The 12,931-nt window shown below is 71.4% G+C and carries 12 protein-coding genes; 4 read left to right on the forward strand and 8 right to left on the reverse strand.

All coding sequences use genetic code 11. The annotated features are described in order from the left end of the window. Window positions 1–9: 9 nt before the first annotated feature. Window positions 10–1,611: a sulfite oxidase gene (locus tag ACIGAN_RS04195; protein WP_399854744.1), complete on the reverse strand. Its 1,602-nt coding sequence runs from the start codon at window positions 1,609–1,611 to the stop codon at window positions 10–12. Between the two features lie 134 nt (window positions 1,612–1,745). Between ACIGAN_RS04195 and ACIGAN_RS04200 the strand changes: the two genes are divergently transcribed. Both ACIGAN_RS04200 and ACIGAN_RS04205 read left to right on the forward strand, forming a co-directional pair. Continuing rightward, on the forward strand, window positions 1,746–2,330 hold the full coding sequence (locus ACIGAN_RS04200; RefSeq protein ID WP_365740583.1) for a sigma-70 family RNA polymerase sigma factor: 585 nt from the start codon (window positions 1,746–1,748) through the stop codon (window positions 2,328–2,330). Further along, window positions 2,327–3,085, forward strand: coding sequence for an anti-sigma factor (locus ACIGAN_RS04205; protein ID WP_399854745.1), 759 nt, complete (start codon window positions 2,327–2,329; stop codon window positions 3,083–3,085). Before ACIGAN_RS04200 ends, ACIGAN_RS04205 begins: the two co-directional genes overlap by 4 nt. A gap of 71 nt (window positions 3,086–3,156) precedes the next feature. Here ACIGAN_RS04205 and ACIGAN_RS04210 read toward each other — a convergent pair whose 3' ends face one another. Together ACIGAN_RS04210 and ACIGAN_RS04215 are read right to left on the reverse strand one after the other, a co-directional pair. Next, entirely contained in the window at window positions 3,157–3,579 is a 423-nt protein-coding gene (locus tag ACIGAN_RS04210) for an STAS domain-containing protein (protein WP_399854747.1), read from the reverse strand. 82 nt (window positions 3,580–3,661) lie between these two features. Beyond that, complete coding sequence (locus tag ACIGAN_RS04215) at window positions 3,662–6,043, reverse strand: SpoIIE family protein phosphatase (RefSeq protein ID WP_399854748.1); 2,382 nt, start codon at window positions 6,041–6,043, stop codon at window positions 3,662–3,664. Window positions 6,044–6,867: 824 nt separating this feature from the next. On the opposite strand from ACIGAN_RS04215, the gene ACIGAN_RS04220 reads away from it, so the two are divergent. Then, the gene (locus tag ACIGAN_RS04220; RefSeq protein ID WP_365740587.1) at window positions 6,868–7,236 is read left to right on the forward strand and encodes a hypothetical protein; all 369 of its coding nucleotides are present in this window, start codon (window positions 6,868–6,870) and stop codon (window positions 7,234–7,236) included. Between the two features lie 106 nt (window positions 7,237–7,342). Here ACIGAN_RS04220 and ACIGAN_RS04225 read toward each other — a convergent pair whose 3' ends face one another. Together ACIGAN_RS04225 and ACIGAN_RS04230 are read right to left on the reverse strand one after the other, a co-directional pair. Beyond that, entirely contained in the window at window positions 7,343–7,807 is a 465-nt protein-coding gene (locus tag ACIGAN_RS04225) for a hypothetical protein (protein WP_365092212.1), read from the reverse strand. A gap of 34 nt (window positions 7,808–7,841) precedes the next feature. After that, window positions 7,842–8,825, reverse strand: coding sequence for a hypothetical protein (locus tag ACIGAN_RS04230; protein ID WP_399854749.1), 984 nt, complete (start codon window positions 8,823–8,825; stop codon window positions 7,842–7,844). Window positions 8,826–9,090: 265 nt separating this feature from the next. On the opposite strand from ACIGAN_RS04230, the gene ACIGAN_RS04235 reads away from it, so the two are divergent. Then, on the forward strand, window positions 9,091–10,047 hold the full coding sequence (locus ACIGAN_RS04235) for a LysR family transcriptional regulator (protein ID WP_399854750.1): 957 nt from the start codon (window positions 9,091–9,093) through the stop codon (window positions 10,045–10,047). A gap of 100 nt (window positions 10,048–10,147) precedes the next feature. Here the strand turns inward: ACIGAN_RS04235 and ACIGAN_RS04240 are convergent, their stop codons facing one another. From ACIGAN_RS04240 to ACIGAN_RS04250, 3 genes are all read right to left on the reverse strand, one after another. After that, entirely contained in the window at window positions 10,148–11,083 is a 936-nt protein-coding gene (locus ACIGAN_RS04240; RefSeq protein ID WP_399854751.1) for a CU044_5270 family protein, read from the reverse strand. Beyond that, complete coding sequence (locus tag ACIGAN_RS04245; RefSeq protein WP_365740591.1) at window positions 11,076–11,693, reverse strand: RNA polymerase sigma factor; 618 nt, start codon at window positions 11,691–11,693, stop codon at window positions 11,076–11,078. Before ACIGAN_RS04245 ends, ACIGAN_RS04240 begins: the two co-directional genes overlap by 8 nt. Window positions 11,694–11,899: 206 nt before the next feature. After that, window positions 11,900–12,898 (reverse strand): YdcF family protein, encoded by a 999-nt coding sequence (locus tag ACIGAN_RS04250; RefSeq protein WP_399854752.1) that lies wholly within the window; start codon window positions 12,896–12,898, stop codon window positions 11,900–11,902. Between the last annotated feature and the right edge of the window lie 33 nt (window positions 12,899–12,931).

Genomic DNA, 12,931 nt, shown 5'->3' on the forward strand with positions numbered 1-12,931 from the left:
GCTTGTGGGTCACTCGACGGTCACCACGACGGAGTGCCATCCGCTGGCGCCGTCGGGGACGGTGCGGGTACGTGCTTCGGTCTGCACCTCGCCGGTGCGGTCGGTGGCCCGCACGGTGAGGGTGTGGCCGCCCTTGGTGGCCTGCCAGGGGTAGGACCACTGCCGCCAGGTGTCGCGGGAGTCCTCGGCGGCCAGGGCGGCTTCGGCCCAGGGCCCGTCGTCGACGCGGACCTCGACCTTGTCGATGCCGCGGTGCTGGGCCCAGGCGACGCCGGCCACCATGACCGTTCCCGTCTTCGGCCGGGCGAAGGGCTTCGGGGTGTCGATGCGGGACTGGGTCTTGACGGGTGCTTCGCGGGCCCAGTCGCGCTTGACCCAGTAGGAGTCGTAGGCGTCGAAGGTGGTCAGTTCGATGTCCGTGATCCATTTGCAGGCGGACACGTAGCCGTAGAGGCCGGGCACCACCATGCGGACCGGGAAGCCGTGGTCGAAGGGCAGCGGCTCGCCGTTCATGCCGACGGCGAGCAGCGCGTCACGGCCGTCCATGACGTCCTCGACCGGGCTGCCGATCGTCATGCCGTCCACGGAACGGGCCACGAGCTGGTCGGCCGGTCCGCCCCTGGACGGGGGCCGCACACCGCACTCCGCGAGCAGGGCGGCGAGCCGGACACCGATCCAGCGGGCGTTGCCGACGTAGGGGCCGCCCACCTCGTTGGACACGCAGGTGAGGGTGATGTCCCGCTCGACCAGCTCGCGCCGCAGCAGGTCGTCGAAGGACAGCGTCAGGGGGCGGCGTACGCCCGTGCCGTGGATGCGCAGCCGCCAGGCGGTGGCATTCACCTTGGGCACCACCAGGGCGGTGTCGACCCGGTAGAAGTCCTTGTTCGCGGTGATGAAGGAGCTGGTCCCCCGCACCCTCACCTGCGCGGCGCGCGGTACCGCGGGCGCGGGTGAGGCCGGCGCGGGCAGGTCGGTGTTCCTGCGGGAGGCGATCGCGTCCTGGCCGCCGGCACCGTTCAGCGCCCGGCCCAGTACACCGGCCCCGGCGGAGGCGGCGGCAGCGGCGGTCGCCGCGATGACGAATCCGCGCCGGTCCCAGCCCTCGCCGGCCGGCTGGGGGGACCCTCTCAGGTGATGGCGCGGTGGAAGGAGACGGCCGATGAGGGCGTGGAGCAGCATGGCTGCGACGACTGCCCCCACGAGGGAGGGGAGCGCGTCGGCGGGACTCGTGGAGTCGGGGCGACTGGTGGCCGCAGCTGCTCCGGCCAGGCCGAGGACCAGCACTCCCGCGGCTCCGATCCGCCGGTGGCGCAGGGCCAGGGCTCCCAGGGCCAGTGCGAACAGCGCCAGCACGGTCAGGATGCCGAGCTGGAGGACCAGCTTGTCGGCGGTGCCGAAGGTGCGGATCGCCCAGTCCTTCACGGTGCCGGGTGTGCGGTCGATGGCGGCGCCGCCGACCGCGACGACCGGACCGGCCTGCGGACGTACTCCCGCCGCCACCAGTTCGGCCACGGCGAGCGCGGCGAGGCCGGCCAGGAGACCACTCAGGGCACCCAGCCCGAGCCGTGTCCCTCCACCGGACTTCCGCGGTCGCTTCTCTTCGTCGCTCACGGGGGTAATCCGGTCCTGTACGGCGGCCGGATTGGCCCGGAACCCGAACGAGTGAATCTTCCTTCCGGACCAATCCGCAGGTCGTTCCGCGTCGGATTACCCCGAAGCATGACGTTCGCCGTGGGAGGCGCCTTGTGAAAGAACCGGTCTTCATCGGCAGGAGCCGCTCCGCCGAGCCGGACCTGCAACAGCTCATCGGCAGGGTGGCCCTCGGTGACCAGGAGGCGTTCGCCGCGGTGTACGACACCGTGGCGGGCCCCGTCCTGGGCGTCGTGCGCAGCGTGCTGCGGGACCGGGCGCAGTCGGAGGAGGTGATGCAGGAGGTGCTGGTGGAGGTGTGGCGCACGGCGGCCCATTACCGGTCCGATCGCGGGACGGCGATGAACTGGATCCTCACGCTCGCTCACCGGCGCGCGGTCGACCGCGTCCGGTCCGTGGAGGCATCGGCGGTGCGGGAGCACAAGGCCGCGCTGCTCGACCGGCTGCCGGAGTACGACGAGGTGACCGAGCAGGTCGAGATCCGTCTGGAGCGAGAGCAGGTGCGGCGCTGCATGCGCACTCTGACGGAACTGCAGCGCCAAGCGGTGACGCTGGCCTACTACCGGGGCCTGACCTACCGGCAAGTGGCGGAGGCGCTCGCCCTGCCTCTGGGGACTGTCAAGACACGGCTGCGGGACGGGCTGATCCGGCTGCGCGACTGCCTGGGGGTGACCGCGTGAACACCGGTGAGGACCTGCACGGACTGACCGGCGCGTACGCGCTGCACGCGCTCGGCGAGGGCGAGGAAGCGGCCTTCCGGCGCCATCTGGCGCACTGCGCCTCCTGCCGGCAGGAGGTCGACGAGTTCTTCGCCACCGCGGCCCGGCTCGGCCTGGCCGCGGCCGGCACACCCCGCTCCGTCCTGCGCGAGCAGGTGCTCCACCGCATCACGGACGTACGGCAGGAGCCGCCCGGCACCCCCGGGTCGGCCTTCGGGCGCCGGACGGGCGCACCGCTGCGGCAACGCGTGTCGCGGTGGGCGCTGGCCGCCTGCGTGGCCGGCGCGGTGGCCTTGGGCGGGGGCGCGTGGTGGCAGCACGATCAAGCCGATCGGGCACGCACCCAGGCACGACGGGCTGAGCAACGGGTGAACGAGATCAGTGCCGTGCTGGCCGCTCCGGACGCACGGACCGTGACGGCCCGGCTGGGCGGCGGGGCCAGCGGCACGGTCGTCGTCTCCCGCAGCCGGAACCAGGCGGTGTTCGTCGCCGCCGGTATGGACCGGCCTCCCAGCGGCAGGGTGTACCAGCTGTGGCTGAACGAGAACGGCACCATGCGTCCCGCCGGGCTGCTGGACCCCGACCGCGGCAACGAGACAGTGCTGCTGCGCGGCGGAGTGGCGACCTCCTCGGGACTGGGCATCACCGTGGAACCGGCCGGCGGATCACCACAGCCGACCTCCGCCCCGATCGCCCAACTGGCCTTTCCCACATGACGGCTGACGCTATGTCAGCCCCTCGCGACTGGTGGGCTCGACCCTCGGCGTGCCGGCCCGTGGGGGGCGGGTCAGCCGATGGCGAGTGCCTCCTCGACCGTCTCGTGCAGCGGCAGGATGGATGTCAGGCGGGTGAGTTCCAGGATGCGCAGCACCTCCGGCTGTATCCCGGTCAGCGCGAACCGGCGCCCGGCGTCCGACCGGCGGCGGTGGATCTCGACGAACGCCCCCAGGGCGCTGGAGTCGCAGAAGTCGACGCGCGTCAGATCCAGGACGAGCAGCGGGACGTCCTGCATCTCCTCGGTGGCGAGGTGTCCCAGCAACTGCGGTGCGGTGTGGTAGTCGATGGGCCCCTCCACGGCGACGACCGCGTGCCTGGCGCTCCGGTGCGAGTCCAGGGTGAGGGTCGGGCCGGCGGGAAGCAGACCGCCGGATTCGTCCGGGGTCGTGGTGTCGGCGGGTTCGTGCGCCGCGGGGCCGGGTGGCGGGGTCATCGGGGGCGGGTCTCCTGGGTGGGGAGCGAACTGGTCGGCACGTGGTTCTCGTTCGGGCCGGGTGGCCTGCCGGGGCACCTGGTCACTCGGTCTTGACTTCCGCCCACACCACTTTCCCTCCGTCGATCCAGCGCGTCCCCCACCGGGTCGCGATGGCGTCGATCAGGAAGATGCCCCGATGCCCGAAGTCCCCGGGTTGGGACACGATCAGACGCGGTTCCTCGCGACTGCTGTCCGTCACTTCCAGGACGACGCGCTCACCGGTCCGCCGCAACTCGACGCGCAGCGGCGTCCTGGCGTGCCGGACGGCGTTGGCCACCATCTCGTCCGCGATCAGCATCATGTCGTTGGCGAGATGGCGCAGACCCCACTCGCGCATCGTCTCCGACACCAGATCACGCGCGTCGGGTACCGCCCCGGAGACTGGGGGGTAGTCCCGCGAGACCGCGACGCCGGCGTGCGCGGCGTCCTCGGGCCGGTACAGGTAGAGCATGGCGATGTCGTCGTCGTGCTGCCCGCCGGCCAGGGCGTCCAGCCAGGAGTCGCAGTCCGCCTCGATCTCGCCCACGGGACCGGACAGCAGCTCTCGCAGCCGGTGCAGCCCGTCGTCGATGGGGTGGCCGCGGCGCTCGACCAGGCCGTCGGTGTACAGCAGCAGCCGCGAGCCGGGGAGCAGTGCGGCCTCCTGCTCGGCGTAGCGGTGCCTGCCCACGCCCAGCGGCGGCCCCACCTCGTCGTCGAGGAAGCTCACACCACCGTCCGGATCCCGGTGGGCCGGGGGGAGATGTCCGGCGATGGCGGCGCGCAACCGGTCACGGGCGGTGTCCAGCACCGCGTACACGCAGGTGACGAGGGAACCGGGAGCGATGTCGTCCGCCAGGACGCTCAGGTTCTCCAGCACCTCCGCCGGGGCGAGACCGAGCCGTGCGTAGGCGCGGCAGGCGGTGCGGATCTGCCCCATGATCGCTGCGGCCCTGATGCCCTTGCCCATCACGTCGCCGACGACCAGGGCCACCTTCCCCTCCGGAAGCGGTATCAGGTCGACCCAGTCGCCCCCGGCGCCGCGGTCCCGCGCGGCGGGCACGTACCGGGACGTGCTGGCGATCCCCTCGACGTGCGGCAGCGCCGGCAGCAGATGACGCTGCAGCTCGGTGGCCGCTTCTCGCTCCTGCCGGTAGATCTGCGCGTTCTGCAGGGCGATGGCGGTCTGGGCGGCGACGCCGGTGACGAGGCGCTCGTGCCGTTCGGTGAACACGCCGGGCTCGGGATGGCCGAAGAAGAAGCCGCCCAGCACCGTGCCCCGGGACATCACCGGGACGGCCAGGTAGCTGCGTACCGGCAGGTGGCCCTCCGGCATGCCGTGGTGGGGGGCGTTGTGCCCGTACCGGGGGTCGGCGGTGATGTCGTCGGAGCGCACCACGCCGAGCCCTCGGAAGGTCTGCTCGAAGACCCGGGTGTTGCGCGGCATGGGGAACTTGTCGAACGCCGACCGGTCCACCCCGGAGATCACGTACAGCAGGTACGACTCACCGGTCTCGGCCAGGACGTTGTAGAAGAAGGCTCCGAAGGCCGCTCCCGACAGGCGGGTGGCCGCGTCGACGGCGTGCTGGACCAGCGCGTCCAGGTCCAGTTCCGCCGCGAGGACGCCGCCGACCTCCTGCAGCAGCTCGATGGTGGCGGCTTCCTCGCGCAGTGCTCGCTCCCGCTGCTCCAGCTGGTGCTGGGATCGGCGCAGCTGTTCCGTGGCGGCGCGCAGTTCGGCCACCGCCGACTCCAGCTGAGCGGCCCGTTGTCCCACCAGGCTCTCCATGCCGACCAGGACGGAGCGCGCCGCGGCCGCCTCGACGCCCGGTGCGGGCCGGGCCGCGGACAGCAGGGCCAGGCGTGTGCTGTCCGTGACGGTACGGAACAGTCCGGGCACCTCGGCCGGCAGGAGGTCGCGGCAGAACAGCACCACCGCGAACCACTCGTCCGCCGTCAGGGATCCGCCGAAGGCGAGCGCGGAGCGGATGCCGTGCGCCCGCAGGAGCGCCGCCGGTCCGTCCCCCTGGCTGTCGGACAGGTACACGACCACCGCGTCACTGCCGCCCGACCCGGCGTCCGCCGCGTCCGGGCGGCTCTGGAGTTCCTGGAGCAGCCAGTGCACGAGCGGCGCCTGGCGGGCGGAGTCCGACGACGGCACGGGCAGCACCGCGCGGCCCGAGCCCTGCGTGCCCCACCCGTGGGGGTCCGTCCCCCGGAGACCGGCGAGGGCAAGACGCCGAACCGAGGCCTCGGTCGCCGGCGCCGCGGAGGCGGCGTGCTGCCGCCGTTCCGCGAGGTAGACGCCCACCGTGGGGCAGGCGCGGCCACCGGAGTCGTCGATCAGATGGTCGTACAAGAAGTCGGCGACCAGCTGTGCCGCCGCGTCCGGTGACGGCGCCTCGTCGGCGGCCCTCCGCAGGTGGGCACTGCAGCGTGCCATCTCGCTCAGCCCGAAAGCCGACAGATCGAACCGGACGTCCTGCACTGCCTCGCACCCCGATAACCGAAAGACCATGGACGGTAGGGCCATGTAACGCACAGCGTATGCCCAGGCGGGATCAAGCTAAGCCGAATCGGCTGCGGGCGGGTACCCAGCCACCGCGCGGGGATGCGCTGCGGCGGCTCAGTCCTGCGACACCCGGATGATCGTCTTGCCGGGAGCGCGGTGGAACGGTCGAGGATCTCACCGCCGAGCACATCGAGGACGAGGTCGACCTCCCCGATGCCCTCCAGCCGGTCGCTCCCCAGGTCCACGAACGTGTCGGCGCCCAGCCCCCCAGGACCCTCTCCCGGGAACGGGCCCTGAAGGTGCTTCCCGGCCGGATGGCACCTCGGGTGAGGTCCTCGGCCGGGCGGCAGCCCGGTCGGCACGCGCGAGGTGCCACTCCGGCCCGTGCTCGTACGGACACTCGCCGCGGCCGGCGTCCTCGCCTTGCTGACCCAGGCGCCCGGGCCGGACACGGCCGTCGCGACCAGACGGGCCATGACCTCCGACTGACAGGACGGGCCGCGCACAGCCGGGGGATCCCGGCCCACCTGGTCGCCCGGCGCATCCTCACCGTGGCGGGACTCGCCGCGACGGCCCGGACCGCTTCCGCCACGGTCCGCAGCGCGACGGCCGCGTCCGCAGGGCGCATCCAGACAGGTGTCAGGACCGGTGAACGCCGTTCGTCACTACGCTCGCGTTCGATTTCGGCTGCAGAGACCGTTGCGGTCATGTCCGCGACGAAACCGACCTGCGCCCTTGCCACAGAGGTGACGATGATGACTTCCAAGGTGCTTCGCCAAGCCGCCGCGACGGCCACCGCTGCCGCGGCTCTTCTCATGCTCGGGACCGTCGAGGCCCAAGCCGCCGCGACGGCCAGCTCCTACGGCTGCCCGGACGGCGCCTTCTGTATCTATCCGCAGAACGCGGGCTTCAACAACAACGTCCCGTCGCACGTGTACTGGTCCCAGGGGGTGCACCGGCTCTACAACCAGGTCGGCACCCACATGATCTACAACAACCAGACCGATGGGTGGAAGGTCGACATCTGCGCGAACTCCAACGGCACCAACTGCTGGACGATCAACCAGGGGTACGCCAACGAGATCGACCTGACACCGGTCAACTCGGTGGTGCTGCACCCGTAACGCGCACTCTCGTGCCGTGCGGACTCGCCGTACGCACGGGACCTGCGGGTGCACGCGACCCCGGAGGGCGCTTTCTGCGCCCTCCGGGGTCCGGCCGACGGGACGATCAGCAGCTGTCCGTCCAGCTGTGGGACGCGATGTTGTTGTTCACGGACTCGCCGTAGCCGTCCCACCACGACCAGCCGTGGCTGAAGACCTCGCGTCCGAGCGACAGGTCCAACCACATGTCTCCGTTGCCGAGGCAGGCGTATGCGCCGCTCTGGTCCTCGCCGTAGTACAGGTTGACGTCGTCGTAGCCGCCGGCGTATCCGCGGTTCTCCACCGAGGAGGCGAGGTTGCGCATCGCCGGGCACCCGGGGCCCGGATAGTCCCAGTTGCGGATGGCCCCGCTCCAGGCACAGTGGCCGCCGCCTCGGTAGGGGTCCATCCAGGCGTGGAGTTTGCCGTCCGCTGCGGCCGCGCTGACCGTGCGGGACGCCGCCGGCGCCGGTTCGGAGGCCTGGGCCGTGGGAGCGGTGAATGCGACGGCCATCAGGGCGGCCGCGCCGGCGAGTGAAGCGAGCTTGCGCATGTGTGGTTCCCTCTCGTTGTCTGCTGGGGGTTGATCAGCCGCGACGGACGATGTCGTGCGCACGGCTGAGCGCCTTGTGTTCGAGCGAGGCGCGGTTCTTCACCTCGGTGGGATGGTGGGAGTCGATCTCCTGGCGATGCGTACGGGTCAGCTTTCGCAGCGTCGCGGCCAGGCCGGTTGATTGCGCGCATGCGGCCTCGGCCTGAGCCGTGGAGAACTCACCGGCCCTGGAGCCACGCGCGAAGTGTTCGCGTGTCTCTTGAGGCTTGTCGTAGGAGAGGCCTCGTCCATGCATGCAGTCGGCCCACTCCCGGGTCACGGGAACGAGCTCGGGATCATGCACGACGGCCGCCGTGACCGATCGGGCGAGGGCGTCGGTGATCTTCTTGGCCCGGTACCAGGCACGCAGGTCGGTGTAGAGCACGCGTTGGGCGTCGGAGACGCACCCCCGGTCGCTGTGCCGGATCCTGCCCATCCCGGGGACGTCGGCTTCCAGCCCTTCCGGGGCCGGCCCGTTGAGTGCCGTGACAGCGGCCGCCTTTCGGGCAGTGGAGAGGCCGTCGAAATAACGGCGGTTGGGGTCGTTGCGGGCCGACGTCTCCCGAAGGTCCCGGATGCCGCGGCCGTAGCCGTTCTCGGCGGCCCACTGCTTGTTGTCGATGACGTACGGGAACAATCGCTCCAGCGGTTCCGGGATTTCGGGAGTGACCCAGAAGGAGAAACCCTCCTTTCGCATGCAGTCACGCGTGAGAATTTTCTCCGCCTGGGCGAGTACTTCTCTTTCCGCCGCGGTGAGGTGCCGTGGCGGCTCCTGCCGCCGGGCTGCCGGTGAACCGTCGGCTGTGCAGGCGGTGGTCCATACGGCCGCCAGGGACAGGAGGGTGGCGAGGAGCGGGCCGATCGCCGCTCGACCGGTGCGCCGCCGACGCCGGTCGAGGCGGGAGGACGCACCGCTGGCGTCAGCGGCTTGCCGCGATGTGCGGTCGTGTGCTTGGTGCGGGCGGAATAGCGCGGGCATGTGCGGTGGTCCCCTCTGTCACCACCCCCGGGTCGGTCGGGGGACATTCGCTTGAAGGCGGGAACAAGACGCGCGCCGGCAACGGTCTTTCGACTGATGACAGAGTGCTTTCCCCCGAGTGCGGCCGCCACGTCGATCACGTGGCGATGCATCGACTGTCACATGGCCGACGCGGATATGCCATGGAAGCCGGCGGGCCTTATGCCTGCTGATCGATAAGGATCTGGTTATGGCGACCGGTCGAACCGGGGAAAGGGGCACGGGAATGGGCGCCTCCCTGTCGAGGGAACCGAGCATCCATCAACTGCGGCTCTACCTCGCACTGAGCGAGGAGTTGCACTTCGGGAACGCCGCCGCGCGCCTGTTCATCACTCAGCCGGCGCTGAGCCAGCAGATCAGGGAGCTGGAGAAGCGCTTGGGGGTACGCGTGATCGAGCGCACGAGCCGGACGCTCGCCCTGACCGAGGAAGGGCGCGCCCTGCTTCCCGCAGCCCGTGCCGCGGTCGCGGCTGTCGACCGGCTCAAGCGCGTCGCCGAAGCGCAGCAGCGGCAGATCTCCGGGCGAGTCGTCGTGGGAACCATCGGCGCCGAGGCGTCGATGACGCACACCCGAGCGGTGCTCGGTCTGCTCAGAGATCGCCACCCGCGCATGACCCTGCACCTGGTGAACCTCAGCTTCGGCGATCACATGGCCGCCCTGGCACGACAGGACGTCGACGTGGTCTTCCTCCGTCCCCCGGTGACGGAGGACATGGAACTGCACCACCTGGCCACGGAACCGCGCGTGGCCTGCCTCTCGGCCGACCACCCCTTGGCAGCCTCGCCCCGACTCACCCTGGCCCAGCTCGCGGGCTTTCCGGTGGTCGACATGCCCGAGCAGGTGCCACGGCTGTGGTGGGAGTTCTGGGCGGTCGACCCCCGTCCCGACGGCAGTCGCGTGCGCTACGGTCCCGTGGTCACCGACATGGAATCGCTGATGCACACGGTGGCCACCGGAGAGGCGATGTGCTTCCTTCCGGCAGCCGCCCGCGACTACTTCCCACGCCCGGGCATCGCGTATGTGACGGTGGTCGACCTCCCGCCGTCGACATCCGCTGTCGCCTGGCTCCGTCGAAGGCGTTCCGAGCCCACCATCAGAGCCGTCCGGAGCGCCGCGCAACACGTCACCAGCAGAGCCGAGGCCGACCGGACCGATGACCAGCCGCCCGCCCTTGCCGGCTGATTCCGTTCCGGTCGGCGCGACCGGTCGATGCGCAGGATCGGTCGGCTGGCTGGCGATCAGGTGGACCTGCCCCCCCCCCACACACACGGGGGCGGCCCGCTCAGGGGCGTTGCAGCACTCGGTCCACCACGGCTTCGGCGGCCCGGTACGACCACTGCCGGTACGTCGTCCCTCCCGCGGTGCGCCGGTCACGCATGCCGAGGTACCGGTACGTCTTCGCATCGAAGACCAGGACCTGCTCGCCTTTCGCCCAGGGCGTGCCGGGCTCGCCCACGTACTGGATGCCGATGCCCGCGCGGCCGTCCACGTCGGTCCGGCCCGGAATCACCTTGACGCCGGGGACGGTTGCGAGCGCTTCGAACGTCGCGGGGCGCAAGCCCTCCGGCAGGACGGGGGCGCGGAGCAGCCCGGAGAGGAAGATCTGGACCATCGGCCAGTCGTCGGCCTCCATCGGCCGTTCGTAGTCCGGCCTCATGCCGACCTCGCGCAGGGCGATCGGGAGCTTGTCCGGATCGGTGGGCAACTGCTTCAGCTGCGCCCACCTGCGCGGCGGCCAGCTCCTCTGGCCCGGCCGGTCCGGCGGAACCCACTGCGTGTGGCCCAGCTCGCTGACGTAGGACCTCTTGGAGCCGTCGACCGAGTTCCAGCTCTCATCGACGTAGGTCTTGCTCCGGCCCCCTCCCGCGGGGGTCTCCTTGATGATCTCCTTGGTGTAGATGAACTGGTCGTCGCGCGGCGCGATCGGCTTCTCGAGCCGGCGTTCCTCGGCGGCCGCCCCTCGCAGCACGGTGACCGCGCTCACCGTCCGGGCCGGAGGTGAGGTCCCCGTGTTCCCGGCGACCACCACGGTCGTGGTGACCGTCGCCGCGGCGACGGTGGCCACCGCGATCCGCAACAGCGGCCGGCGGGGAACCGCCGTGGAGACGGCGGGAGCGCGCATCTCCTGGTACAGGCGGAAGCGGCCGCGGGCACGGACGCTGTCCGTGAGAGGCGGGGCGTCGGCGTCCCACTCCCTCAGGAGCTCGAGTTCATTCATCGTCGGATTCCTCTCGCAGTGTTGTCGGATCGGTTCCGCCCAATGCCTCGCGGACTTTTCGACGAGCCCTGTGCAACCGCGACCGGACCGTCCCGACGGGCACCCCGAGGGCGCGTGCGACCTCGTCGTAGCCGAGGTCGGCCCAGGCGACCAGCAGCAGCACGTCCCGATGGCGGGCGGGTAACCGGGCGAGGGCGCGGGCGAGTTCGCCTCCCACGGCCTGCGCGCTCACCCGCGCCACCACCCGGTCCGCGAGCGTCTCCTCGGCTTGCTCGCCCGGGGCGGACGCAGGCAGCCGTCCGAGAGTCTTCAGGCGCCGGGCCTCGGCGCGCTTGTGGCGGCCTATGAGGTTGGTGGTGATCCCGAACAGCCACGGCCGGGCGCTGGCCAGTGTGACGTCGTACCGGAAACGCAGTTGGAACGCGGTGGTGAAGGTCTCCGCCATCACGTCCTCGGCCGCCTCCGCACCGAGCCGGCGTGCCGCGTATCCGTACACCGAGTCGGCATGACGGTCGAAGAGCGCCGCGAAGGCCTCGGGCTCACCCCACGACCGCTCGATCACCGAGGCGTCACTGTCCTGCCCCACCCTGACGCCTGGTTCGACGGTCATCGGGGCTCCTCTCGTCGATTCACACGCTTCGATACCGTGGACTTACATCCGTACTTCGCCGCTGGCGGAGATCCGGTTCCCGCGTCGGCGAAGGACTCGACCGCGCGATGCGTGCACGGCGGGACAGGGCCTCTCGTAAGGTCTGCGGTCGGCGCCTCAGCGCTCGGAGAATGCCGGCATCTCAGCGCTCAAATCGTGCCGGCGCCTCAGCGCACGAAGAGTGCCGTCGCCACCGGCACCGCCAGCAGCAGGCTGAGTCCGACCAGGAGAAGGCGGTCCAGCCACAGAATGGCCGCGTACTCGCGCAGTGTCGCGGCCAGCCAGTAGGCGGGGGAGGTCGGCGCGCCCACGACGTGCACGGGCACGCCGACGCGGCGGGCCAGCAGGGTCGTGCGGTAGACGTGGAAGCCGCTGGTGACCACCGTGGCACGGTGACCGGCTCGGATGCCGTCCACGAGGTCCGCGCTGAAACGGAGGTTCTGCCCGGTGTTGACGGAGCGGTCCTCGCGCACGATCCGGTCGGCGGGCACGCCGCGTCCGCGCAGGTAGTCGGCCATCGCGTCGGCCTCGGAGCGGACCTCGTCGTCGCCCTGGCCGCCCGACACGACGAACACCACACCAGGAGTGTCCGGCGCGCGGCCGGTGTCGATGGCCAGGGCGCGCTCCAGCCTGCGGGTCAGCAGCGGGCCGGGCCGGTCGCCGTCGAGCCCGGCGCCCAGGACCACGACATGGGTGGTTTCGGGCAGAGGGGTGCTGCGCCCCCGGACGAACACGTAGCCGGCGCAGACGACGAACAGGAGCGTGAGGTACCCCGCGGCCGCGTTCACCACGACCAGGAGGGCGCCGAACACCTCGCCACCCACCGCGTGGTGGACCGCGTCGAGACCGAGCACCGCCAGCACCGCGCAGCCGGCGGCCCCGGTCGCCAGCAGGGCCGGCTGCGGTCCGTAGCGCCGGACCAGGACGACGCTGTCGGCCAGCAGGAGCAGGCCCAGCGCGAGCGCCCACAGCAGGGCGGCGACGGCGAGGGCCGTCGCGAGGACCGGGTGGGCCGCCGCACTGCGGGCTGCCACGCCGAGTCCGGCAGAGGTCGCCGCGAGGCAGAACAGGACGGCGGTGGAGAACCGGTGCGGTGCCAGCCAGGCGTTGACGGCACCGCCCGCGGCGAACACGACCGCCGCGAGGTACTCCGGGTACTGAGGCATATGCCGAACCGCTCCGCTCTCCCGCCCATCACC

Origin of the sequence: Streptomyces sp. NPDC085931, from assembly GCF_044540565.1 — a bacterium.
Lineage (GTDB): Bacteria > Actinomycetota > Actinomycetes > Streptomycetales > Streptomycetaceae > Streptomyces.